General features: G+C 40.1%; 22 protein-coding genes. 17 read left to right on the plus strand and 5 right to left on the minus strand.

The features are described from left to right. The first annotated feature begins 66 nt into the window (after positions 1 to 66). The 3 genes from DVR12_RS17305 to DVR12_RS17315 all read left to right on the plus strand — a co-directional run bounded on the left by DVR12_RS17305 (position 67) and on the right by DVR12_RS17315 (position 2,505). Positions 67 to 522, plus strand: a complete 456-nt coding sequence (locus DVR12_RS17305; protein WP_116977044.1) for a redoxin domain-containing protein — start codon at positions 67 to 69, stop codon at positions 520 to 522. A gap of 1 nt (position 523) precedes the next feature. After that, positions 524 to 1,033 carry a DsbA family protein gene (locus DVR12_RS17310; protein ID WP_116977045.1) on the plus strand — a complete coding sequence of 170 codons (510 nt, stop codon included), beginning with the start codon at positions 524 to 526 and terminating at the stop codon, positions 1,031 to 1,033. 122 nt (positions 1,034 to 1,155) lie between these two features. Continuing rightward, complete coding sequence (locus DVR12_RS17315; protein ID WP_116977046.1) at positions 1,156 to 2,505, plus strand: GH1 family beta-glucosidase; 1,350 nt, start codon at positions 1,156 to 1,158, stop codon at positions 2,503 to 2,505. Between the two features lie 32 nt (positions 2,506 to 2,537). Here DVR12_RS17315 and DVR12_RS17320 read toward each other — a convergent pair whose 3' ends face one another. Then, positions 2,538 to 3,308 carry a hypothetical protein gene (locus DVR12_RS17320; RefSeq protein WP_116977047.1) on the minus strand — a complete coding sequence of 257 codons (771 nt, stop codon included), beginning with the start codon at positions 3,306 to 3,308 and terminating at the stop codon, positions 2,538 to 2,540. 259 nt (positions 3,309 to 3,567) lie between these two features. Between DVR12_RS17320 and DVR12_RS17325 the strand changes: the two genes are divergently transcribed. After that, positions 3,568 to 4,242, plus strand: a complete 675-nt coding sequence (locus tag DVR12_RS17325; protein ID WP_116977048.1) for a hypothetical protein — start codon at positions 3,568 to 3,570, stop codon at positions 4,240 to 4,242. A gap of 44 nt (positions 4,243 to 4,286) precedes the next feature. Here the strand turns inward: DVR12_RS17325 and DVR12_RS17330 are convergent, their stop codons facing one another. Beyond that, positions 4,287 to 5,516 carry a porin family protein gene (locus tag DVR12_RS17330; protein ID WP_116977049.1) on the minus strand — a complete coding sequence of 410 codons (1,230 nt, stop codon included), beginning with the start codon at positions 5,514 to 5,516 and terminating at the stop codon, positions 4,287 to 4,289. A gap of 9 nt (positions 5,517 to 5,525) precedes the next feature. After that, positions 5,526 to 6,842 (minus strand): DUF4270 family protein, encoded by a 1,317-nt coding sequence (locus DVR12_RS17335; protein ID WP_116977050.1) that lies wholly within the window; start codon positions 6,840 to 6,842, stop codon positions 5,526 to 5,528. Between the two features lie 247 nt (positions 6,843 to 7,089). Between DVR12_RS17335 and DVR12_RS17340 the strand changes: the two genes are divergently transcribed. The 4 genes from DVR12_RS17340 to DVR12_RS17355 all read left to right on the plus strand — a co-directional run bounded on the left by DVR12_RS17340 (position 7,090) and on the right by DVR12_RS17355 (position 10,575). Next, the gene (locus DVR12_RS17340) at positions 7,090 to 8,088 is read left to right on the plus strand and encodes a Kelch repeat-containing protein (protein ID WP_158563293.1); all 999 of its coding nucleotides are present in this window, start codon (positions 7,090 to 7,092) and stop codon (positions 8,086 to 8,088) included. After that, complete coding sequence (locus tag DVR12_RS17345) at positions 8,081 to 8,416, plus strand: DUF4907 domain-containing protein (RefSeq protein ID WP_158563294.1); 336 nt, start codon at positions 8,081 to 8,083, stop codon at positions 8,414 to 8,416. Before DVR12_RS17340 ends, DVR12_RS17345 begins: the two co-directional genes overlap by 8 nt. A gap of 384 nt (positions 8,417 to 8,800) precedes the next feature. After that, complete coding sequence (locus DVR12_RS17350) at positions 8,801 to 9,853, plus strand: sensor histidine kinase (protein ID WP_158563295.1); 1,053 nt, start codon at positions 8,801 to 8,803, stop codon at positions 9,851 to 9,853. Continuing rightward, a complete protein-coding gene (locus tag DVR12_RS17355) occupies positions 9,850 to 10,575 on the plus strand; it encodes a LytR/AlgR family response regulator transcription factor (RefSeq protein ID WP_116977054.1) in 726 nt (241 codons plus the stop codon). Before DVR12_RS17350 ends, DVR12_RS17355 begins: the two co-directional genes overlap by 4 nt. Before the next feature lie 551 nt (positions 10,576 to 11,126). On the opposite strand, the gene DVR12_RS17360 is transcribed toward DVR12_RS17355, so the two are convergent. Beyond that, a complete protein-coding gene (locus DVR12_RS17360; RefSeq protein ID WP_158563296.1) occupies positions 11,127 to 11,924 on the minus strand; it encodes a class I SAM-dependent methyltransferase in 798 nt (265 codons plus the stop codon). Between the two features lie 252 nt (positions 11,925 to 12,176). On the opposite strand from DVR12_RS17360, the gene DVR12_RS17365 reads away from it, so the two are divergent. Then, positions 12,177 to 13,301 (plus strand): cysteine desulfurase family protein, encoded by a 1,125-nt coding sequence (locus DVR12_RS17365; protein WP_116977157.1) that lies wholly within the window; start codon positions 12,177 to 12,179, stop codon positions 13,299 to 13,301. A 208-nt stretch (positions 13,302 to 13,509) separates the two neighbouring features. Here DVR12_RS17365 and glmM read toward each other — a convergent pair whose 3' ends face one another. Continuing rightward, positions 13,510 to 14,892, minus strand: a complete 1,383-nt coding sequence (gene glmM / locus DVR12_RS17370) for a phosphoglucosamine mutase (RefSeq protein WP_116977056.1) — start codon at positions 14,890 to 14,892, stop codon at positions 13,510 to 13,512. Positions 14,893 to 15,054: 162 nt separating this feature from the next. On the opposite strand from glmM, the gene DVR12_RS17375 reads away from it, so the two are divergent. From DVR12_RS17375 to DVR12_RS17410, 8 genes are all read left to right on the plus strand, one after another. Continuing rightward, positions 15,055 to 17,076 (plus strand): LTA synthase family protein, encoded by a 2,022-nt coding sequence (locus tag DVR12_RS17375; protein WP_116977057.1) that lies wholly within the window; start codon positions 15,055 to 15,057, stop codon positions 17,074 to 17,076. A gap of 18 nt (positions 17,077 to 17,094) precedes the next feature. Next, positions 17,095 to 17,838, plus strand: a complete 744-nt coding sequence (locus DVR12_RS17380; RefSeq protein WP_116977058.1) for a class I SAM-dependent methyltransferase — start codon at positions 17,095 to 17,097, stop codon at positions 17,836 to 17,838. Positions 17,839 to 17,840: 2 nt separating this feature from the next. Next, positions 17,841 to 18,419 (plus strand): phosphatase PAP2 family protein, encoded by a 579-nt coding sequence (locus DVR12_RS17385; RefSeq protein ID WP_116977059.1) that lies wholly within the window; start codon positions 17,841 to 17,843, stop codon positions 18,417 to 18,419. Continuing rightward, positions 18,416 to 19,147, plus strand: a complete 732-nt coding sequence (locus DVR12_RS17390) for a ZIP family metal transporter (RefSeq protein WP_116977060.1) — start codon at positions 18,416 to 18,418, stop codon at positions 19,145 to 19,147. Before DVR12_RS17385 ends, DVR12_RS17390 begins: the two co-directional genes overlap by 4 nt. 23 nt (positions 19,148 to 19,170) lie before the next feature. Beyond that, positions 19,171 to 20,463 carry a hemolysin family protein gene (locus tag DVR12_RS17395; protein WP_116977061.1) on the plus strand — a complete coding sequence of 431 codons (1,293 nt, stop codon included), beginning with the start codon at positions 19,171 to 19,173 and terminating at the stop codon, positions 20,461 to 20,463. A 148-nt stretch (positions 20,464 to 20,611) separates the two neighbouring features. Then, on the plus strand, positions 20,612 to 22,147 hold the full coding sequence (locus DVR12_RS17400; protein ID WP_116977062.1) for an HAL/PAL/TAL family ammonia-lyase: 1,536 nt from the start codon (positions 20,612 to 20,614) through the stop codon (positions 22,145 to 22,147). 76 nt (positions 22,148 to 22,223) lie between these two features. Next, positions 22,224 to 22,952, plus strand: coding sequence for a 3-oxoacyl-ACP reductase FabG (gene fabG, locus DVR12_RS17405; protein WP_116977063.1), 729 nt, complete (start codon positions 22,224 to 22,226; stop codon positions 22,950 to 22,952). 64 nt (positions 22,953 to 23,016) lie between these two features. Beyond that, positions 23,017 to 24,243: a beta-ketoacyl-[acyl-carrier-protein] synthase family protein gene (locus tag DVR12_RS17410; RefSeq protein ID WP_116977064.1), complete on the plus strand. Its 1,227-nt coding sequence runs from the start codon at positions 23,017 to 23,019 to the stop codon at positions 24,241 to 24,243. Positions 24,244 to 24,254 lie beyond the last annotated feature (11 nt).

Genomic DNA, 24,254 nt, shown 5'->3' on the forward strand with positions numbered 1-24,254 from the left:
TATTTTTGTTTCTATGAAACTTTATTACACCTCTGCTGTTATATAAGTCCATCAACCTTTCCACTTATGTTACAAAAAGGAGATAAAGCACCTGATTTTACTTTAAGCGCAACACCCGAACGCAGTGTTACACTTAGTAATCTGAGAGGCAAAAATGTGATACTCGCATTTTATCCGGCAGACTGGAGCCCAGTTTGCAGCGATCAAATGACTCTTTACAACGAGATGTTAAAATATTTCGAAAAATATAATGCCGAGTTGCTTGGTATCTCTGTAGATGGTGCCTGGTGTCATAAGGCTTTTGCCAAAGTCAGGCAGCTTAATTTCGATCTGCTTTCAGACTTTGAACCCAAAGGAGAGGTTTCCAGGCTGTATGGGGTATACGATAATGGAATTAGCCAGCGTGCCCTGTTTGTTATAGACGCCAATGGGATCATTCAGTGGAGTTACTTATCACCTATTGGCGAAAATCCGGGTGCCGATGGTATTATTAAAGCATTGGAAGACATAAAATCTAACTGATATGGCTACTCTTACTCCTGCTGTGAGTTCACAGGATCATACCTTAGGCCCCAAAGATGCTGCTATTGAGATAGTTGAATATGGAGATTTTCAATGCCCCTTTTGCAGGGAAGCCTACTATATCATTAAGCAATGGCTAGATGAATATGAAAATCGTTTCAGGTTTGTATTTCGGCATTTTCCTTTAACCGAGGCTCATGAATATGCACTGGATGCCGCCTTAAGCGCGGAAGCAGCAGGCAGACAAAATCGTTTCTGGGATATGCACGATGCTATTTATGATGATCAGCCGGCCTTAAATGATGGGCTACTGGTAAGATTGGCCAAAACCCTGGATCTGGATTTGCATAAATTCAGTGAAGATGTGGAAGATAAAAGCTTACTTATCCGGGTAAATGACGATTTTGAAAGTGGTGTCCGAAGTGGGGTAAACGGCACTCCCACCTTTTTTGTTAACGGGAAGCGCTATAATGGCGATTATAAAGATATACCATCCATGTTTCCCAGATAATCATCAAATTCTCATATCTCCAATATATAATGCTTTTTTAACAATCCACTTAAGGCATTTCACAAAAAACTGTCGTAAACTGCAATCGTTTTGCGGAATTTTCCAATAAATGGGGCTTGCAAATGATTACACGCAAAGATTTTGGTGATGATTTCCTTTGGGGAGTTACCATTTCTGCTTTTCAAAATGAGGGGGCCTTCGATGCTGAAGGTAAAGGACTTTCTATCTGGGATACTTTTTCTGGCCGAAAAGGAAAGATTAAAGATAGCAGCCATGCTCAGATTGCTACAGACTTCTACAACAGATATACACAGGATATATTATTAGCTAAATTATTAGGGTTCACTGTTTTTAGGTTTTCACTTGCCTGGTCTCGTATTTTACCTAATGGTACGGGTACCGTAAATCAGGCAGGTATTGACTTCTATAATAATGTAATAGATGCCTGCCTTGAAGTTGGCTTAGAACCTTATGTTACACTCTATCATTGGGATTTACCCGATGCTCTTGAAAAAAAGGGGGGATGGAGTCACAGGGGTGTCGTATTTGCCTTTGAAGAATACGCAAGAGTATGCGCCAGGGAATTTGGGAGTAAAGTAAAGCACTGGATTGTTTTAAATGAACCCTTCGGATTCACAGCTCTGGGATATATGCTTGGAGTACATGCACCGGGCAAATTTGGACTATCCTGGTTTTTACCGGCAGTACATCATGCCTTGTTGGCCCAGGCTGCTGCTGCCAGAGTATTAAGGGAAGACGTAAAAGGAGCCGTAATTGGAACTGCTTTATCCTGTTCCCAGATTATCCCGAATAGCAATAGCGAAGCTGATCTGAAGGCCGCCCGGCGCGCAGATGCGTTGTTTAACCGTTTATTTCTCGAACCAACGTTGGGAATGGGTTATCCGACAGCGGATTTTCCTTTGTTGAAACGCATTGAAAGAAGATATGCCTTGTGGCGCGATTGGGATAACCTCGCATTTGATTTCGATTTTATTGGGGTACAAAATTATTTCCCACTTGTTGTTAAGTACAATTACTTCATGCCTGTTGTACGAATAGCAGAGGTTAAGGCAAAACACCGCCAGGTGCCGGTAACGGGGCTTGGATGGGAAATTAATGGCCATGGCTTATATGAAATATTAAAACAGTTTGCAGCGTATCCATCCATTAAACGATTGATTGTTACCGAAGGAGGGGCTGCATTTACTGATACACTTTCAGAGGGGCAGGTATTGGATCATGAAAGAATTTCCTATTATCAGGAATACCTCCAGGGTGTATTAAAAGCAAGACAGGAAGGAATTCCGGTAGATGGCTATTTCGCCTGGACGCTCACCGATAACTTTGAATGGGCAGAAGGATATCGCGCCCGTTTTGGATTAGTGTATGTAGATTTTCAAACCCAGCAGAGAATTATCAAGTCTTCCGGTTATTGGTTCCGAGAGTTTCTGGGAGAAGAAAAGAACGGTTGACCATTGTAGCTAATCAACCGTTCTGAATTATCTTATTGTTTAAAGTAATCATCGGCAGTCCGCACTTTCTCTACCCAACAGCCAGAAGATGGCATTAGTACATATTCACTTAGCCCTACTTTCTTTTTACCAGGTGCCCAGTCATAGGTATATCCCAACCTTGTCCATGGATAATGATAATCAAAGGAGGTTGAAAGATACCGATAGTAAGCATAAATGATATAGTTATTAAACCAGGAGGAATAATCCTGAGGTGCATTAACAATTAGCGGAGCGCCTGTTGTGGTGGTTGTAATATCCGGATTGCCGGCAGGACGATATAATCTTACAGCTTTTACCCACATCTCAGCAATATGTGTATTACTCTTACTGTAATGAGGCGGTAGCCCCAGCATTTCACTGATACGATTAATGGTATCTGTATCTGAATGGAGGTCCGACATTATTCTTCTCTTCATTTGCTCTGGTATGAAAAGCCATGATTCTCCCCATGTATTGGTGATAGAATCACCTTCCGGATAACTGGATGGGTATTTCATGAAGGTGGCCATTAATACATAGGTTTGTCCGTTGATTATCTTCCACTTCAATAGTTGATTGCTTGAAATTATTGGTTGTAATGTATCAATAATTTCGCTGCTGTCTGAAACCATTGCATCATCAATTGCAGCTAAGTATCGTTGATACAGATCCACAACAGGTGTGGGGGTAACATGGTCGTCATGATCTTTACTACAGCTGGTAATAATAAGTGAAATAGCTATAAATACTGTAAGTAGGGGTTGTAAATGTTTTTTGCTCATAGTGGTTTTCAAATTAGTTTTTGTGAAAAATCACCACAAAGTATTTTTAATAAAGGAGTAGAGTATTGACCTTTATGTTCACTTTTTTATAAATTCATTCATTTTATTCATTTGATAATAGGAATCCTAATTAATGATGATAAAAACAGCTTTTAATGGCCATGATGGCGAAAGCATATCAGTATAAAATTTTTTGTTTAATTGATAAAAACTATTGTAAATTGACTGATTATAGTTAACCAATTTAATGTACTGTAGTATGAAAAAACTGTTTTTATCCCTTTTCCTAAGTTTATCATTATTTGTAGTAAAAGCCCAAATAGTGGGCAATATTGATACAATTAAGCTCATAAAAACCTATGACAACAGAATTACAACAGCTTTGGCTATGTCAAATTACCGGTCCGGTTTTGTTTTTCAAACAAATGGCTCAATGAACATGGGATTAGTTGGGGCACGTGCTTCTGGCTTCAGATTCCGTTGGCTGGCACGTGAAGGCCCTATTGATTATACAGCCACTGTAGATTCTATCCAGGTAATGGCATTAGATTATGACGGAAACCTGCATGTTAAAAAATCAATAACTATAGGCATAGGACAAGATACCGGCAGAATGGGTTCAAATAAGTATGCTTTGATGGTGGGAGGAGCTATGAGCGCCAGACAAGTAAAGGTAACCCAGAAAGCTCCCTGGCCCGATTATGTATTTCATAGCAGTTATGTCTTGCCACCCTTACAGGAGCTGGAGCAGTTTATTATAGAAAACAAACATCTTCCGGAAATACCTTCTGAGAAAGAGGTTAAAGCCGAAGGCCAGGATCTTGGAGAAATGAACAGGCTATTACTGAAAAAAGTGGAAGAGCTAACACTTTATATTATTCAGCTAAACAAGCGAGTCGACGAACAAGAAAAAATTATAAATGCACGTAAATAAAAAGATGGGCTGACCTTTTGGTCAGCCCATCTTTTAAACCATAATTATTGTGCGAGTCGCTTAAAGAACCAGATATCTCTTAAACTAAAGTGAAATACTGCATTAACATAAGTTTCTCTTATTAATGCACCACCGTTGGAGCCACGTTGTCCGCCTTCCAGCCCCAGGTAGTAACGCAACTGACCATTTCTGCTAGGCAAGGATACGCCTAAAGTGCCCGAAATATCTACCAGTTGGGTACTTCCAATTACCAAAGGAGATTTATTATAACTGAATCCAGCCTGTAACACCATCCCTTCGTATGCAAGATTATAGTATTTCTTTTTGATAGCGTATTCTATACCGGTAGCATATCTTTCACCGTCCTGATAACTATAAGTTGCTCCTTTCTCATTCAATGAATTCCATTGCTGACGACGATAATCTGCTACCCAGGTAAATGTTCCGTTGGAAAGTGAAATACCTGTACCGATTTCTGTTGGAAGAGTAAAGGACGACGGATCTTGATCCTTGTTGTATAAAATTGTGCCATCCTGGGTGGTAATATTCAGTTTTTCCTGGATTTTAAGATTGGTTTTGAATCTGTAAGTAGCTCCGATACCCAGCTGCCAATTATCACTTAGTTTGCCTTCATATTGCGCACCTGCAGTAAAGTTAGGATTAAATGCATACTTATTATATTGTGTTTGTACCGAATCGGAACCAATGTATTTAGTCACATTTAACGGACCGAATAAGAAGGCAGTAGACACCCCAACAGAAAAATTCTTATTGATCTGAAACCCGTTTGAAATATAGGCTCTGTTCAATCCGCCGGTACCAGTAGTGGTGGCAGTTACCGGAGCGCCGGTGCCAGACATAAATTGCTGGTTGGTTATTTTGTAGTCTATACTACTGAATGGCGTAACCCCTGCGCTTACTCCCCAGAATTTGGCAGCTTTAAACCCAACTGCAAGGCGTTTGAAATTCACATCTCCTGCGTTTTCTGAAATATTTGTTCCCAGGTAGGATATTTGTTGTGCTCTTATAGAAATGTCGAACATAAAGTTCTGCGGTGGTAGGGCACTATAGGAGGCAGGGTTCAGTTCATTCAGGTAACCACTGTGTCTGCGGCCAATACCGGCGCTTCCCATACCAAAGTTCCGGCTGTAATCCCTCGTTTCTAAATCACCAATCCCATAAGCTGAATAAATGGAATTTAGTCCATGTTGTGCCTTTGCTGTTAGGCTGCTTAAGCCAAGCAACAACAGACCACTATATATTTTAATGCGCATGAGATGATATTATTTGTACAGCAAGTAGTAGAGCTGAATTTTAAGTTTGTTGTTTGGATTACGTTGATCTCCAATTACCAATCTGTCTAATGTTGTTTGTACGTCTTTAGAGCTAGGTGTCAGCATCAGTCCTCTTGAATAGTAATCGGTAACCGTTTGTTGTTTGGTAACGTAGCTGGTGATCTCGAAGGTATAGCCTGTATTTTTATTGTATAGATTATCCATGGTTAACTGACCATAGCTAAGTGTATCCGTAACGTTATTCAGGTTATCGGCCTGGCACAGGGCTAATCTTGGTGGCAGCCTGTCGCTGGCATAGCTGCCGGCGATAGGTTGAATGTATAGGTATACTTTCATGATTTTGAAGAACTGCCCCATAAAACTTAATGTTTTTATATAGGGAATATCCAAACGTATGGCCGATCCGGTTAGTGGTTGTGCATAAGCCTGATTGTTGGTAGATTCTGAAGGCAACCTGGTGGTATTACCTTCCAGCGCGGCGAGTGGAGTACCGGTTTGGTCGGCAGTTACCTGGTTGAATTGCAGGTTACTGTTCTGCATTTTGAAATCAACATACTTCACTGTGGTAATAGCCTCGTTAACATGGTAGTACAATCTTACAAACAAGCTGCTGTCGGCGGCAATGAATCCCATTACCGAGGTACTTTTAACGGTATTGCGTACGTTCAGTCCTTTGAAGAATTCGAGGAAAGCACTCGGATCAGTGATATCTGGACTTTTATCTCTCAGCATATTAAAAAATTGCTGACCCAGCTGATCAGACAGAGGCACTGATAAGGTTTTATCGGTATGCGGCCAGATGATACCATTAAAACTACCAATAGGAGAAGTTTCCGTAGAAAAGCTACTGCTATTGTATAGGTAATAGAAGTTTTTGGCAGTCTGAATAGTGCTGGTAACCCTGTAAATATTGAATGATTGTTCCTGCATCGAATCGCCGGCTATATAACCGTTAGGGCGTAGGAATAGGCGTATGGAATCGTATTGTGCGCCATACTGAGGAATATCAGTACTAACAGGTTGGGCTATCTGAAAATAGCTTTGAATGGCAGTAGTGCCGAAATACTGGTCTGCTTTTTTTCCTGTTAGTAGTACACCAGTGCCAGATGTAGGAATAGAATCCTGTTTCACCGTATTTACCTGTACGGTGAGCGTATCGGAGAGTATATAGTCGGTTTGTTGATTATTGTCGATAATATTATTGTAGGAGAAACCTGTTTTCTCACAAGAGGCAAATAGCAGCACTATTATAGCACCGAGGCCATATAGTTGTCTGACAATTAATTGATACAAGGTACGGTTCATGGTGCGCAATTTTAGACAGGTTAGGTACTTTCAGTTGGTTTAATATGCCAATTGCCAAAATTTATCGATGAACGAACTGATATAAGGGTTATAGTCTGAATCGTGTAGATTACCGCGTTAGTGGTCAAAGAAACCAACTGGCAGATAAAAAAAGGGTATCCGTCCTTTAAATTAAGGAGAACAGCTATTTCTTGTTTGACGGAATGCTGCTACTGATAATTTTGGCTGCAGTAAAAAGAACATGCTAATGCGTTATTTAAAAGGTTATAGTTTATTATTGATAGCTTCCCTGGTGGCTTGCTCAAAGAGTTCTACCACCACTACCTATGTAGGGAATTGGGTTAAACGTTCAGAGTTCGAAGGGGTAGCAAGAAGCGGCGCCGCTTCTTTCGTAATCGATAATAAAGCCTATGTTGGTACAGGGTACGACGGAGAAAACCGGTTGCAAGACTTCTGGGCATACGATGTTGACCTTAACCAGTGGACTCAGAAAGCTCCCTTTATCGGTAGTGCCAGAAATGGTGCAGTAGGTATGACTATAGGTTCTAAAGGATATGTTGGAACAGGTTATGATGGCAGAGATAAATTAAAGGACTTCTACGAATACGATGCAACTACCAATAGCTGGGCTCAGAAGGCCGACTTTGCAGGTACCGCACGTTATGGTGCAGTTGGTTTTGGCTTGAAAAATAATTTGGGATATATTTCTACCGGTTATGATGGTAACTGGTTGAAGGATAACTGGGAATACAACCCGGCAACTAATTCATGGCAACAGGCGCAAAGCCTTACCAGTGGAAAAAGAACAGATGCTTCTGTGTTTGTAATCGGCAACAGGGCATATGTTTGTATGGGTACCGCCAATTCCACTTTTGTCAACGATTTCTATGTATTTGATGGCGATTCAAAAAACTGGACTCAGCTTAACTATATAGATAATGTTAGCGATAGTAGCTTCGATGATTCATACAACTTCAAAGGTAGCGGAGCTGCTTCATTTGCTATGAATGGAAAGGGTTACATCGTTTCCGGAACTAAAGGAAGTTTGTCTACCGCCGTATGGGAATACGATCCTAATACCGATCGCTGGACTCAGAAAACAGATTTTGAAGGAGCAGCCCGTACTGGTGCTTGTGGCTTTAGTATTAAAGAAAGAGGATTTGTTGTATTAGGTGTTTCTAACAACATGCCGTTAGATGATATGCGCGAATTCCATCCATTTGAGGAATATAACAAGAATGACTAAACGAAATATTTTCATAGCTGTAATTGCCCTGGTGATTTGTGCAGGTGGATTTTATTATCGATCAGTTAAACAGAAAGCTGATGATATGTTGCAGGTTGAAGCAGTTGCTTTTTCTGTAAATGGAGGGTGGGGATATAAAGTTGTGGTAGATGGACGTACGTATATCTATCAGGATGTTATTCCGGGAATCCAGGGAAATCAGGTATTTAAATCACAGGAAGATGCGCTGAAAGTTGGGCAACGGGTAGTATATAAATTAGTACATCACCAATTGCCGGCTATCACAGAACAGGAATTGATCGCTATGCAGATCAATGATATAAAATAAAGCTATTGTCTGTAAGCTAATAGCCATAGTATAAATTGTTAGAGTACCTAATCTGGCAATTTTGTACTATGGCTTTAGGCATTTTAATCCAATTTTAAGGATAAAATTAAATTTAACAATCCCTTAGAGAGGATTAACAAACTTTAACACAAGGCTAACCCTAACTGCTGTAAGTTTATCGCATTAAATAATGTGATGCTGCATTTAAAAAAAATTATCAGAAGTCGTCCCTTTCTTATTTCACTACACTTGCTCGGATGGGCATGCTTTCTATTTTTCCCTTTCTTCATATATCGTATCCAGATTTTACATACTGGATTTTTTATAAAGGAATTAATTGATAATCTATTTCTTATTGGTGTCTTCTATCTGAATATTTATGTATTGATACCAAAGTTTTTTAATAGGAATAAGATTATCACCTATTTCAGTACGATCATCGGCGTACTGATTTTTATTACGTTACAACAAGCCGCTTTAAATTATTACTTCTTTCATAGTAATAAGTATCGTCCTCCTTTTATGACAATCAGGATGGACAGAAAAAATACTGACTCATTAGTAACAGAAGAGCGGTTTCCTCCGTTTCATATGCGTAGGCTTTATATGGCAAGAAATATGAATGCCCGTACAGCTATGCCAATACCAGGTCAGGATAAAATGGTACCAGCCGGGCAACTTGAAGCCCTTCCAACTTTAGAACCGGCTCCAGTACCAACGTTCTTTGAGTATATGCTCTTTCCCGAAATTTTAAGGCGATCGGGAATGTTTGCGCTCTTGATGCTCTTTATGAGTGGATTTATTAAGATAGCACTGGAATGGTTTAAGAGTGAAAAGCAGCGGGAGGAGCTGAAAGTAGAGAAATTAAATGCTGAGTTAAAATTTTTAAAGTCTCAGATTAATCCTCACTTCCTTTTTAACTGTCTAAATACCATCTATTCATTAGCGCATAAACAATCAGTGCAAACAGAACATGCGATTTTGAAGCTATCCACGATTATGAGGTATATGATTTATGAGTCGAACGAGGATAAGGTACTGTTATCGCAGGAGCTGAAATATTTGCACGATTATATTGAAATACAACGACTTCGGTTGCCAAAAGATATCACAATAGATTATCAGGTGAATGGAGATCCCGGAGCCCAGCGCATAGAACCTATGTTGTTGGTGCCATTTGTAGAAAATGCCTTCAAGCACGGCATAAGCTATACGGAACCGGCATTCATTGAGATTAATATCGACATTACTGCCGACGAACTATGCCTTAAAGTAAGAAACAGTCATTTTAAAGAAAGAGTTTCTGAAAGAGGAGGAATAGGCTTACAAAACGTGTTGAAACGATTGGATATGTTATATAACGACGAACATATTATTAACATACAAGAGACGGAAAACCAATTTATTGTTGATCTTAAAATTGTGTTGAAAAAATGATCAGGTGTATTGCCGTAGATGACGAGCCGCTGGCATTGGAAATCATGGAAGATTATATCCGTAAGGTGCCTTTCCTTACCCTGGCCGGCAAATTTGAGAACGCGGCAACAGCTTTGAGCTTTATTCAGAACGAACCGGTAGATCTGGTGTTCCTGGATATTAAAATGCCCGATATAACCGGCATCCAGTTCCTCAAATCATTGAAGTATCCGCCTATGGTAGTTTTTACTACCGCCTATGGAGAGTATGCCCTCGATGGTTTTAACCTGGATGTAGTGGATTATCTGCTTAAACCGGTTCCATTTGAGCGTTTTCTGAAAGCTGCTGCAAAAGCTAACGAAAACTGGTCGGCCCTCCAGCAAAAAAGTCTTCCTGCTGCTGCTATTCCTATGGAAGATGCATGGGTAAACGACTATATTTTTATTAAAACAGAATATAAGATCATTAAGATCAATCTGGAAGATATTCTATTCATCGAAGCATTGAAAGATTATACGAAGATTTATACACATAATTTGCCTGTGCTTACTTTGCGCAGCCTGAAATCATTTGAAACCCGCCTGCCGGCCGATAAGTTCATCAGAGTACATCGTTCATACCTGGTATCTCTGAATAAGATCAATAGTGTGGAGAAAAATACAGTGATGATTGCCAATCAGTCTATCCCGATCTCAGATGGATACAGAGACAGGTTTTATGATGTGATTAATAAATATTCCTGATATAGGGGTGCTTTTACGGTAGGTAGGGCAGGAGTAAGCCCAATGTTATTAAGTTGATAGAGATGGGTTCTGATTTTATTGTCTTTAAGTGATTGATAAATTTCCTTTACCGTAGGTTGGGCAGGGGTAAACCCTGCCCCTACAGGGCTTCAGCACATTACAGTTTCTATATTGTAGATTTATTTCTTTAAAGAATTGAAATTAGTAGATTGACATTTAACATGAAATATTACTACCAGATGAAAATATAGTTTCGATGAAATCCTGTAGGGGCGGGGCTTGCCCCTGCCCAACCTACGGTAAAGGAACCAAGTCCTTTAAATCGAATTCAATTCGATCAACTTCCTTCCTCTTAACTTAATAGTATTGGGCTTGCCCCCGCCCTGCCTATGGCAGCAAAAGTTTTGAAAACAAACGGAAGTCCGAATTTATAGAAACAGGAACTTAACGTAATAGTATTGGAGCAAGCCCCACCGCTACGTTCAAGAAGTGTCTTAACACATAAGAAACAGATAACTATCGAAAATAAAATTCCTTCAATCTATATTACCCTACTTCGACAATACATAAAAAATCTCTGTAGGATACATTCTCTGCCACTTATTTTTTGGATGGTAATTGATATTTGAAGAAAGAATTTTAGATAGATATTTATCAATCCAAATATACCAGCCAAATTTATAAATAGGATTTCCTAAGAACTTTTCTGTTTTTCTTACAAGAAAGGAGGTCATTGTAAAAAAGTGATTTTTCTTAACCACTTTAAAACCAATAGTACTCAGATTCTTTTTAAAATATTGGTAAGGAATGCCTCTTTCCCATTTTGTAAGCCCCTGGCGAGGTTCTCTCCAGTCACCCATACTATTAACAGGCTCTTTCAGCAGTAGAAATCCACCTGGTTCGAGGCAACGATGCATTTCTGTAAGCACATGCTTTACATTAGGAATATGATGTAGTGTATCAAAACAGATAATTAAATCGAAATGATCATCCGGAAAATCGATGGTGCCATCTACATTTGGCTTCTGATAAATAACTTTTACATCACCAATAACATCGGAAACCAGTTTGTCTGATGGTTCGAGGATGTAGAGGCTTTCTATCTGAGAGGCAATAGGCATAAATTCATGCCCATAGGCAGAACCAATACCTAATACTTTTTTATATTTTTTTTGGGGCAGATATTTGAATCCATAAAGTTTATTAACTCTATGGTAGCCATATGCATAGTTTTCATGGTCAGATACGAGTCCGGCATAGCCTTCCTTTTCGTCGTTATACCATTGCTTGATTTCATCCAGGGTAAAATTATCTCCGTGTAACACTTCCCCTGAAAAATACTGCTCCATAAAATTGGGTTTAGGACAAGATATAAAAAAATAGTTTAGGTTAAAGATATTGAGAATGTATATATAAAAGTCGTAATTCCATTGGTAGATTAGTTGATTTCTGATCATTTTTTGCCGCTCAAACAGCCTCTAATCAGTTTATCACTGGGGTTTTGCTTCTTTGTGAGAAACTTTGGCCTGCATCTTTTTTTTTCGGAACTTTGCTGCCCAACCACCATTATTATTTATTCTTTTATCAAAAACCACCAGAAATTGGAAAGAATATATTTCGACAATGCGGCTACAACAGCGCTAGACCCTGCGGTATTAGAAGCGATGCTGCCTTTTATGACTGAAAAGTTTGGAAATCCATCTTCTATCTATTCGTATGGCCGGGAATCCAGGCTGGGTATAGAAAATGCCCGTAAAACCGTGGCGAAGATCCTGAATGCGCATCCGGGAGAAATCTTTTTTACCTCAGGAGGTACTGAAAGCAGCAATACTGCTATTAATGCAGCTATCAAAGATCTGGGCTGCAAACACATTATCTCTTCATCGATTGAGCACCATGCTACGCTGCACACAGTTGAGCATCTTCATCACGATGGGGTAAAGCTTTCTTTTGTGAACATTCTCCCTGATGGACATATAGATATGACTCATCTGCGTGAATTGCTGTCTCAATCTGCCGAGAAGTGCCTGGTAACATTGATGCATGCCAATAACGAAATCGGTAACCTGATCGATTTGCATGCTGTTGGAACTTTATGCCGTGAATTTGATGCAATCTTCCATTCCGACACTGTTCAAACAGTAGGACACTATCCTTTCGACCTTCGTAACACACCTGTCGATTTCATTACAGGTGCCGGACATAAGTTCCATGGTCCTAAAGGTGTGGGTATCCTTTATATTAATGAAAATGTTAAAATAAAGCCTTTTATCCAGGGTGGAAGCCAGGAGCGCAACATGCGTGCTGGTACTGAAAACCTGTATGGAATTGTAGGTTTTGCCAAAGCATTGGAAATTGCAACTACTGAACATGAAGCTCACAGTTCTCATATTAATAATTTGAGAATGTATATGGCTGAAGAATTGCAGAAAGTTATTCCAGGTGTTGTGTTTAATGGCGATTTATACGGACGCAGCCTTTACACTGTTTTAAATGTAGGCTTCCCTAAATCTGAGAAAAGTGAAATGATCCTCTTTAATCTGGATATCAACGGTATTTGTGCTTCTGGTGGTAGTGCGTGTACATCCGGTGCGAATGCAGGATCACACGTAATTCGCGCCTTCAACAATAACCCCGATCTGATAGCCGTACGCTTCTCTTTCAGTAAAAACAATACCAGGGAAGAAGTGGATCGCGTAATTGAGAAATTGAAAGATTTGGTGTAGCTCGCGGGCTCGCTTGTTTCTCGCAAAGAGGCAGAGATTAATATTAAGTAACATAAAGATTATTTAAGATAAAAAAGGATCGAAGCGAATTTTAAGAATTATTGAAAGGTTATTGAAACCAATCGAAAATTCTTAAAATTCGCTTCGATCCTTTTTATCTTAATATTAATCTCTGCCTCTTTGCGAGAAACAAACGAGCAACGCGAGTTTAATGCATGAATTCTTTAATATCCTGCATGATTCTTTTAGCAATATTATCAGCAGTAGTTTCATTCTGACTTTCTGCATAAATACGGATAATTGGCTCTGTATTGGAAGTACGCAGATGTACCCAATCCTTGTCGAATTCGATTTTCAGACCATCTTCCGTATTAATAGGCTGATTTTTGTATTTGGTCCTGATCTTTTCGAAGATGGTTTTAACATCAACTCCTTTATCCAGTTCAATTTTATTTTTGGAGATAAAATAGTCAGGATAACTGTTGCGTAACGCTTTAATACTTTTTTTGCTATGTGCCAGATGGCTGAGGAAAAGGCCAATACCAATGAGTGCATCTCTTCCGTAATGCAGGTCTGGTACAATAATGCCACCATTACCTTCGCCGCCGATAACAGCATTGGTATCTTTCATCTTTCTTACAACATTCACCTCTCCAACCGCAGAAGGATTGTATTCTCCGCCATGTTTCAGCGTTACATCCTTCAGTGCCTGGGTAGACGACATATTGGAAACAGTATTACCCGCTTTTTTACTAAGTACATAGTCGGCTACGGCAACCAGGGTGTATTCTTCTCCAAACATGCTACCATCTTCACAAACAAAACAAAGACGGTCTACATCCGGATCAACGGCAATTCCTAAATCAGCATTTGATTTATTCACTTCGTTGGATAAAGCTGTAAGGTTTTCCGGTAATGGTTCCGGATTGTGACTGAATTTACCGGTAACTTCTCCGAAGAGGACTTCTACATCCTGTACTCCCAGTGCATTCAGCAACGGAGGTACAAACAGCGCTCCCGTAGAATTTACAGCATCTACCACCACTTTGAAGTTGCGGGCTTTAATAGCTTCCACATCTACTAAAGGATAATTAACAATCAGGTCGATATGTTTTTGCAGATAAGAATCATCTACAGAATAATTTCCCAATTTGTTAACATCGGCAAAGTTGAACTCTTCTTTTTCTGCGATTTCGAGCAATTGGGCTCCATCTTCGCCAGAAATAAATTCACCTTTGCTGTTGAGCAGTTTAAGTGCATTCCACTCTTTAGGGTTATGGCTGGCGGTAAGAATAATTCCTCCTGCCGCATTTTCCATGGTTACCGCTAATTCTACAGTTGGAGTAGTGCTAAGCCCCAGGTCTACAACATCAAAACCCAGTCCTACCAACGTAGATACCACCAGGTTTTTAATCATTTCACCAGAAATACGGCCATCACGACCTATAACTACTTTCCGGTTTTCGGTTTGTTGACCAAGCCAGGTGCCATAAGCAGCGGTGAATTTTACTACGTCTAACGGCGAAAGTCCTTCACCCGGCTTGCCGCCAATGGTTCCGCGTATACCGGAAATCGATTTGATCAGTGCCACAAGATTCAATTTTAAGGAAGGCAAATATAAAAAAATCCACTTCAGAATTCCTAATTATGAAAAGATGACGAATGGGCGGGCCTATCCCCCTATTTTTAGTTTTACCCATTCAGTTTTCACTATATTTGCAGCTACGCTTTTCAAAAAACAGCTATACGTTACATGCAATACTCCTGGAAGAATATACCCCGGTATATTCGTTATGTGTTTGTTCAAACGCTTTACCTCTTCCTATTGATGGTGATGTTTAGGGCCATTTTTTACTTCTTCTTTTTTAAAACTACCGTAACCAACCATACAGCAATAGTAAAAGCCTGGAATTTTGGACTACGTTTTGATCTGCGTCTCACCCTCTATCTGATGGTGCCTTTATTACTCCTGGCCTTTATTAGCCGCAATAATTTCTTTACTTCCAGGCCTATACGCCGGGGAGTTACAATTTACCTCTCTATAATATATATAGTATTGCTATGGCTTTATGTGGTAGATCTGGGGCATTATGCTTATCTGGGCCAACGCCTCGATCCCTCCATTCTCCGGTTCTTTGCTAAAGGTGAAAGGGCGGATAATGCCAGAATGGTTTGGCAAAGCTACCCTGTTCTCAGAGGCTCTGTTGGTATTATCATTTTTCTGTATCTGCTATATCTTCTCCAAAGGGCTACCTGGAGAAAGTTTGCCGCCCAACAACCTACCTATCTCCGTAACTGGCCATTTGTAGGATACGTTGTAACCATGATATTGCTTTTTGCTGCCGGTATCTATGGAAATGTTGCCTATTTCCCACTTCGCTGGAGCCAGGCCATGTTTACCCGTGATAATGGAATCACCAGTCTGGGGCTGAACCCAGTCCTGTATTTTATCAGCAATTTCAGCGTAGATAGCGATACTTTCGATACAAAATCTACCCAAAATTATTATCCGGCAATCTCCGAATATCTGCGGGTCGACTCGCCGGATGTTAATAAACTCAATTATATCCGGGATGTACCTGCAGATTCTGCAAAGCCAAAATTAAATGTGGTATTGGTAATGCTTGAATCTACCGGGGCAGCAGTTACCAGTATGTATGGTAATCCTATGCAAGCTACTCCTAATATGCAGCGACTGGCAGATAGCGGAATTCTTTTTAAAAACTTTTACGTTCCTGCCATTAGTACTGCCAAAACAGTATTTGCGGTACATACCGGACTTCCTGATATAACAAGTGTGAAAACTGCCAGCCGTCACCCTAAGATGCTGGATCAGCGTATTGTAATGGACCAGTTTAAAGGCTATGAAAAATTGTACCTTTTGGGAGGAAATACCAACTGGGCAAATATTCGTGCTGTTTTTACCAACAATATTGAAGGCATCCGGATTTATGAAGAAGGAATGTATAAATCTGGCAAAGCCGATGTTTGGGGTGTATCAGATTATGATCTGATTACAGAAGCCAGTGAGATCTTCAAAAAAGAAAATGATACCAGAAAACCATTTATAGCATTTCTGCAATTGGCCGATAATCATCCTCCCTATACTACTACCAGTGGAGCGGGCGATTTTAAGAAAGTAACAGAGAAAGACCTGGATATGAAGAAGTTTAAAGAATCCGGGTTTGTATCTGTAGATCAGTTCAATGCTTTGCGGTATGAAGATTATAACGTGGGTCACCTGATCGATCTGGCAAGGAAGAATGGGTATCTGGATAACACAATTTTTGTATTTTTTGGAGATCATAATTGCGTATTGGATCCTTATCATTTTATGCCGTTACCGGAATATGAACTGGCAACAGGGGGAGTGCATGTTACCGCTTTTATGTATAGTCCAAAACATATTGCTCCGGAGGTAATTGATTATCCGGTAAGTTTGCTGGATGTTTATCCTACAGTTGCAGGAATGGTAGGCATGCCATATAAAAATTATACCTTAGGTGTGAATATGTTTGATACAACCAGGGGCAACGATAGATATGTATTTATCCAATATATCCGTAATCAGATGCCATATTACGCGATTATGGGGCCTAGATATCTGTATGAGGTGAACTATAGAACACATGCAAAAGCACTGTATGATCTGAAAGCGGATCCAATGAAAGATGTAAGTGCACAATTGCCAGATACAGCAAGGAGTCTCGATAGTCTTGCCAATGGTTTCTATGAAAGTACCCGGTATTTAATGTTTAATAATAAAAAGCAATAAGCACTACTGTTTATTACTATGGAAATAGATAAAAACTGGTTTCAGGATTGGTTCAACTCACCTTATTATCAGTTGTTGTATAATAAGAGAGATGAAAAGGAAGCGGCAGCATTTATTGATAAGCTGCTGGCATTTCTACATCCGGTTGCCGGTGCCACTATGCTGGATGTAGCCTGTGGGCGCGGCCGGCATGCAAGATACTTGGCCAGTAAAGGCTATGAGGTAACAGGAATTGATTTGTCTATAGAAAGCATCAATGCCGCCAGGAAGTTCGAAAATGATCATCTGAGCTTTTTTCAACACGATATGCGTTTGCCATTCCGGGTTAATTTCTTTGATATTGTATTCAATTTCTTTACCAGCTTTGGATATTTTGAATCGAAAAGAGATAATGACAATGCGCTGCGTACTTTAAAAAATGCACTGAAGCCAGGTGGTAAACTGGTATTGGATTATCTCAATAGCCGGTATGTCGAATCGCATTTGGTTGCACACGAGATCCTGGAAAAGGAAGGAGTAGTGTTTGATATACATCGCGCATTGGTAAATAAAAAATTCCAGAAACAGATCAATATTCTGGATCAGACAAAAATGCGTCGTTTAGTATTTACAGAAAGTGTAAATGCATTTACCAAACAGGATTTTGAAGAAATGTTTGCAAAACAGGGACTTCAAATCAATGAAATATTTGGTGATTACCATTTCAACAGCTTTGATGAAGAACGTTCACCCCGTTTAATCATTGTTGCTACAAAATTATAATCATGCTGGAAGCAATTTTAAAAGAAGATTTAAGATTATTTCTCCATATCAACGGGCAGTGGTACAATAGCGTATTTGATGTTATTTTCCCTTTTCTGCGTGAACCTATGGTCTGGGCTCCACTGTATTTATTTCTGGCTTTGTTTGTGACCATAAACTATGGCTGGAAGGGAGTATTCTGGATTGCATTTTTTCTTATATGTTTTGCATTGGCAGATCAAAGCAGCTTATTTTTGAAAAGCGCGGTAGGTAGAATCAGGCCCTGCAGGGATCCAATCATTTCCCATTATACACGTGTTCTGGTGGTATATTGCCCGCGTAGTGGCAGCTTTACCTCTAACCACGCCGCTAACCATTTCGCTTTAGCTACTTTTTGTTTCATAACTTTAAAGTCATCATTCCACCGCTACACCTGGCTCTTCTTCCTTTGGGCAGCGCTTATAGGTTATGCACAGATATATGTTGGAGTGCATTATCCATTAGACGTGGTAGGTGGAGCAGTTGTAGGGGCACTGATTGGAATGTTGGCAGGTAGCTTTTTTCAGCGCCGTATTAGATTGGAGCAGCAATTGGTATCATGAATTGGACATATCTCATATTGATTTTAGTGGCTACTATTACTGGTGGGGTAATTCCCATGACAGTAAGAAGAGTCAGTGAAAATTTCTCTATTTACCTCCTTGCCTTTACAGGTGCATTTCTGTTTGGTGTAGTGATTATGCACTTATTGCCTGAAGTTTATCATGAACTGGGGCATCAGGCAGGGGTATATATTGTACTCGGATTTTTTCTGCAGGTGTTTCTGCAACAATTATCTCACGGTATGGAACATGGACATACACATATACCGGGAGAACATCATCATCATATTGCTGTAACACCGCTGTTACTGGGGCTTTCTATCCATGCTTTTATGGAAGGGTTGCCATTGGGGTTTCACTATGAAGATCAATCTGCCTTGCCATCTTTAATGGTGGGGATTGCAGCACATAAAATTCCTGAAGCATTAACTTTGATGACGGTAATGATCCATGCCAACAAACCTAAAGCATCATTATGGCGTATACTGATGGGGTTTGCACTGGTTACTCCTTTTGCCGCTATTCTGGCAGGTTGGCTTGGAGAAAGGTTTGTAGTTGTACAACATTACTTATTGTACGTTGTAGCTTTAGTAGTAGGGGCTTTCCTACATATTTCCACAACAATTTTTTATGAAAGTGGCACCAAACACCACGAATTAAGTAAGAAAAAAGTACTGGCAATAGCGATAGGTTTACTTTTGGCTTTTCTAACACTGATATTTGAATAATTTGTTATTTTTAGGCTCTGTATATGGAAGTCGTCATTATCCTCATCCTTATTTTGTTGAATGGCTTGTTTTCGATGTCTGAGATTGCGTTGGTCTCGGCACGCAAGATCCGGTTAGAAAACCAGGCCAATAAAGGGGATGAAAAAGCAAAAGCCGCATTAAAGCTGGCTAATAATCCGGACACTTTTCTTTCTACCGTTCAAATCGGTATTACACTTATCGGTATCTTAACCGGTATCTATTCCGGGGAAAGCATCAAACAGGATGTTGTTACCTGGCTGAATCAATTTCCTGCCTTACAACCTTATAGCGGCCCAATCGCAACTACTATCATTGTAGTAGTGATCACCTATTTTTCTATGGTGTTGGGAGAACTGGTTCCTAAAAAATTAGGAATGGCCAAGCCTGAAACCATCGCCAAAATAATGGCAAAACCTATGCATCTCCTATCCAGATTTGCCTGGCCATTTATCTGGTTATTATCTACCTCTGCTAACCTCCTTGTTAAAATATTTAATATAAAATTAGCCGATACACACGTTACTGAAGAAGAAATAAAGGCTATTATTAACGAAGGAACAACTACCGGTGCTATTGAAGAAACCGAACAGGAAATTATTGAAAGAGTATTTCATCTGGGTGATAGAAATATCACCTCGTTGATGACTTACCGTAACGATATTACCTGGTTAGATATAAATGATACTTTATCGGATAGCCAGGAAAATATAAATGATAGTCTGCATTCCGTATATCCGGTTTGTGATGGGCAAATAGATGCTATTAAAGGTTTAATTACCATCAAAGATCTTTACAGGGCTGCTGGTAAATCAGTTCCACTGGCAGATATTATGCGCAAGCCCTTATTTGTGCCAGAGAATAATTCGGCCTATCAGGTACTGGAGAAGTTCAAGGAAACTCACTTACATGCTGCATTTATTGTAGACGAGTATGGAACTTTCCTGGGAATGATTACCTTAAATGATATCCTGGAAGCTATTGTAGGTGATATTCCGGAAACAGCAGAACCAGATGATTATGAAATGGTGCTGAGAGAAGACGGAACCTGGCTGGTAGATGCACAAATATCATTTTATGAGTTCCTGGAAGAATTCGACAGGGAAGATTGGATGAGTGAATTTGAACAGGAGTTTGATACATTGGCAGGATTTATATTACATCATTTGGAGCATATTCCGCAAACAGGTGAGAAATTCACCTGGCGTGCTTTTACATTCGAGATTGTAGATATGGATGCACACCGGATAGATAAGGTACTGGTTACACCACCGCCAACTGAAACAACTGAAGAGTAGAAACTGGCCCCCTGTAAATTTCCGTATAATCCGTATACGTAGTTCTCCGTATTTCAACCGGATGACCTATCATTTATTTGGATAAATCCAGCTTTATACTAATTTTGAGCACTTTTTTACATATACAAATAATATAATTTAAGATAAAATGGTTGCAATCGGAAGTAAGTCGCTGTCTTTGAATAAAGTGGCCAACATCCTTGTTGGAGGACGAGAATTGACCCTGGATACCGCTGCATTACAACAAGTTGAAGCTAGTTATTTGTTCCTCAAATCTTTTTCTGCTAAAAAACTGATTTATGGCATTAACACCGGTTTTGGCCCAATGGCTCAATACCGGATTAGTGATAAAGATACTTTTCAACTTCAGTATAACCTGATACGTAGTCATAGCTCCGGATCAGGTAAAATTATGTCGCCTCTACACACCAAGGCCTTAATGATTGCTCGTCTGAGCAGCTTTATGCAGGCACATTCAGGAGTACATCCTGAAGTGGTGGAGCTGTTGAAGGATCTGATCAATAAAAACGTTTACCCGGTTGTTTTCGAACATGGTGGAGTAGGTGCCAGCGGCGATCTGGTACAATTGGCACATTTAGCGCTGGTACTGATCGGAGAAGGGGAAGTTTGGTATGAAGGAAGCTATCAGCCTACTGCTGAAGTTTTCGCAAAATTGAACCTGAAACCTATAGGTATACACGTTCGCGAGGGATTAGCCATAATTAATGGTACTTCAGCCATGACTGGTGTGGGATTGGTAAACTTACTTGAAGGAAAGCAATTATTAGGTTGGTCTATTGTTTTATCAGCTATGATCAATGAAATAGTTGAAGCATTCGACGACCATTTATCTGCTGAACTGAATGTGGTTAAAAGGCATGAAGGACAACAACAGGTAGCTGCAAAAATGCGCGAAATTCTGAAGGGTAGCAGAATGGTGCGCCACCGTCCTGAGCACCTGTACAAAGAACTGGAAGAAGAAATTTTTAAAGATAAAGTGCAGGAGTATTACTCCTTAAGATGCGTGCCTCAAATTTTAGGCCCGGTTTATGACACTCTGCAACAAGCCGAAAGAATTGTAGTAGGAGAACTTAACTCAGTAAGTGATAATCCGGTAGTAGATCATCACCTGGGTAATGTGTTCCATGGAGGCAACTTCCATGGCGACTATGTGTCTTTGGAGATGGATAAGATCAAGATTGCGATAACCAAACTATCTATGTTGGCTGAGCGTCAGTTGAATTATTTGCTGAATGATAAATTGAACCACAAATTCCCGCCATTTATGAACCTGGGTAAGTTGGGCTTCAATTTTGGAATGCAGGGAGTGCAGTTTACAGCTACATCTACTGTGGCAGAAAACCAAACTTTATCATACCCAATGTATGTTCACAGTATTCCTAATAACAATGATAATCAGGATATTGTGAGTATGGGTTGCAATGCAGCTATTCTTACAAGCAAGGTAATTGAGAATACTTTCCAGGTATTGGCCATACAATTAATGACTGTTTTACAGGCAGTTGATTACCTGAACTGTGAAGACAGGCTGGCTGATTTTTCGAAAAAGGTATATCAGGAAGTAAGATTGATTTTCCCTAAATTTATTGAAGACAGTCCGAGATATAAAGATTTGCAGAAGATTAAGGAGTACCTGGTGAAGAATATGCCTTTGCAATTTTAACCTGGGAGCTATCGGAAATAATAATTATAAATTAGCCTTGTAGAGCCATTATTCGTCATTAGTAATTTGTATTTTCATGAAGTGTGCATTAGTAACAGGTGGGTCCAGAGGTATTGGGAGAGCAGTATGTATTAAAATGGCATCAGCCGGTTACCACGTGCTGATTAATTATAAAGGAAATGAAGCAGCTGCCAGGGAGACTTTGGAGGCTGTTCAGGCAGCGGGTAGTACTGGTGAATTGCTGGCATTCAATGTTGGTGATGCAGCAGAAGTGCAGCAGGTGCTTGGAGGATGGGTAGAGCAGCATAAAGAGGATCAGATTGAAGTACTGGTAAATAATGCCGGGATCCGGGAAGATTCCCTTATGTTCTGGATGAATGAAGGACAATGGTCTAATGTATTGAATATCAGTTTAAATGGTTTCTTTAATGTAACCAAGCAGGTGATCAATAGTATGTTGATGAAGCGGTATGGTCGAATAATTAATATGGTTTCCCTATCAGGAATTAAAGGATTACCTGGTCAGACAAATTATTCTGCTGCCAAAGCTGGAGTAATAGGTGCTACTAAAGCGTTAGCCCAGGAAGTTGCCAAACGGGGTGTTACTGTTAATGCCATCGCCCCGGGATTTATTCGTACAGACATGACTGCCGAACTGAATGAGAAGGAATTGGCGGCACAGGTACCAATGAACCGGTTCGGAACTCCTGAAGAAGTAGCAGAAACTGTTGCTTTTCTTGCATCTAAAGGTGCAGGTTATATTACCGGAGAGGTTATTAACATAAATGGTGGGTTACACACCTAAGAGAGAAAAGACGCTGTAGAATTACGAACAATAGTGCATACGTGGGCCGAAAAGCTAACTGTTTATGAATAGAGTAGTGATCACTGGAATGGGAATTTATTCCTGCATTGGTAGCAATATGCAGGAAGTAAAGGATTCATTATATCAGGGTAAATCGGGTATTGTATTAGATCCTGAACGGAAAGAATTTGGCTACCGTTCGGGATTAACAGGTTATGTAAAACGACCTGAATTAAAAGGAGTACTAGACAGACGTGCCAGGTTGATGATGCCTGAACAGGCTGAATTTGCATATATGGCTACCAGTGAGGCACTCGCTCAGGCAGGAATAACGCCTGAGTATATAGATTCTATGCCTATTGGGTTATTATACGGTAATGATAGTTGTGCTAAACCAACAGTAGAAGCCAACGACATTATGCGGGCCAAGAAAGATACTATGCTGGTAGGTTCGGGATCTGTTTTTCAGACAATGAACTCCACTGTGAACATGAATCTGGCCACAATTTTTAAACTGAGAGGTGTAAACTTTACCGTTAGTGCTGCGTGTGCCAGTGGGTCGCATGCTATCGGACTGGGATATATGTTTATCAGGAATGGTATGCAGGATGCTATCATTTGTGGTGGTGCCCAGGAGATAAATGTTTATTCTATGGGCAATTTCGATGCAATTGCCGCTTTTTCCGTAAGAGAAAATGAACCAGCCAAAGCATCCCGGCCGTTTGATCGCGACAGGGACGGACTCGTACCAAGCGGAGGTGCCGCTACCGTTATCCTGGAAAGCCTGGAATCGGCACAGCGCAGAGGGGCTACCATTTTAGGGGAAGTTTTGGGGTATGGGTTCTCTTCAAATGGGGCGCATATCTCTAATCCAACGGTCGACGGGCCTGTAAGGTCATTACAAATTGCATTAAAGGATGCCGGCTTAAACCCCGGCGATATTGAGTATATTAACGCCCATGCCACATCCACTGCCGCAGGTGATGCCAGTGAAGCAAAAGCCATACATGAAGTTTTTGGGGCTTCAAAACCATATGTTAGTTCAACAAAATCTATGACCGGGCACGAATGTTGGATGGCTGGTGCCAGCGAAATTGTTTATTCTATGCTAATGATGCAAAATGGATTTATAGCGCCAAATATCAACTTAGAGAATCCGGATGAGGATAGTGCCAAGCTTAATATAGTAACCGAGACAATTGACAAAAATTTTAATGTATTTTTGTCAAATTCCTTCGGATTTGGAGGTACAAACTCCTCGCTCATCGTTAGAGGGTGGAACGGGAAATAAATATTTTTTAA

The organism is Chitinophaga silvatica, assembly GCF_003419895.1.
Classification (GTDB): Bacteria; Bacteroidota; Bacteroidia; order Chitinophagales; family Chitinophagaceae; genus Chitinophaga; species Chitinophaga silvatica.

Coding starts and splice junctions, on each gene's coding strand:
- DVR12_RS17305 (WP_116977044.1), top strand. CDS start 67: ATGTTACAAAAAGGAGATAAAGCACCTGATTTTACTTTAAGCGCAACA.
- DVR12_RS17310 (WP_116977045.1), top strand. CDS start 524: ATGGCTACTCTTACTCCTGCTGTGAGTTCACAGGATCATACCTTAGGC.
- DVR12_RS17315 (WP_116977046.1), top strand. CDS start 1,156: ATGATTACACGCAAAGATTTTGGTGATGATTTCCTTTGGGGAGTTACC.
- DVR12_RS17320 (WP_116977047.1), bottom strand. CDS start 3,308: ATGAGCAAAAAACATTTACAACCCCTACTTACAGTATTTATAGCTATT.
- DVR12_RS17325 (WP_116977048.1), top strand. CDS start 3,568: ATGAAAAAACTGTTTTTATCCCTTTTCCTAAGTTTATCATTATTTGTA.
- DVR12_RS17330 (WP_116977049.1), bottom strand. CDS start 5,516: ATGCGCATTAAAATATATAGTGGTCTGTTGTTGCTTGGCTTAAGCAGC.
- DVR12_RS17335 (WP_116977050.1), bottom strand. CDS start 6,842: ATGAACCGTACCTTGTATCAATTAATTGTCAGACAACTATATGGCCTC.
- DVR12_RS17340 (WP_158563293.1), top strand. CDS start 7,090: ATGCGTTATTTAAAAGGTTATAGTTTATTATTGATAGCTTCCCTGGTG.
- DVR12_RS17345 (WP_158563294.1), top strand. CDS start 8,081: ATGACTAAACGAAATATTTTCATAGCTGTAATTGCCCTGGTGATTTGT.
- DVR12_RS17355 (WP_116977054.1), top strand. CDS start 9,850: ATGATCAGGTGTATTGCCGTAGATGACGAGCCGCTGGCATTGGAAATC.
- DVR12_RS17360 (WP_158563296.1), bottom strand. CDS start 11,924: ATGGAGCAGTATTTTTCAGGGGAAGTGTTACACGGAGATAATTTTACC.
- DVR12_RS17375 (WP_116977057.1), top strand. CDS start 15,055: ATGCAATACTCCTGGAAGAATATACCCCGGTATATTCGTTATGTGTTT.
- DVR12_RS17380 (WP_116977058.1), top strand. CDS start 17,095: ATGGAAATAGATAAAAACTGGTTTCAGGATTGGTTCAACTCACCTTAT.
- DVR12_RS17385 (WP_116977059.1), top strand. CDS start 17,841: ATGCTGGAAGCAATTTTAAAAGAAGATTTAAGATTATTTCTCCATATC.
- DVR12_RS17390 (WP_116977060.1), top strand. CDS start 18,416: ATGAATTGGACATATCTCATATTGATTTTAGTGGCTACTATTACTGGT.
- DVR12_RS17395 (WP_116977061.1), top strand. CDS start 19,171: ATGGAAGTCGTCATTATCCTCATCCTTATTTTGTTGAATGGCTTGTTT.
- DVR12_RS17400 (WP_116977062.1), top strand. CDS start 20,612: ATGGTTGCAATCGGAAGTAAGTCGCTGTCTTTGAATAAAGTGGCCAAC.
- fabG (WP_116977063.1), top strand. CDS start 22,224: ATGAAGTGTGCATTAGTAACAGGTGGGTCCAGAGGTATTGGGAGAGCA.
- DVR12_RS17410 (WP_116977064.1), top strand. CDS start 23,017: ATGAATAGAGTAGTGATCACTGGAATGGGAATTTATTCCTGCATTGGT.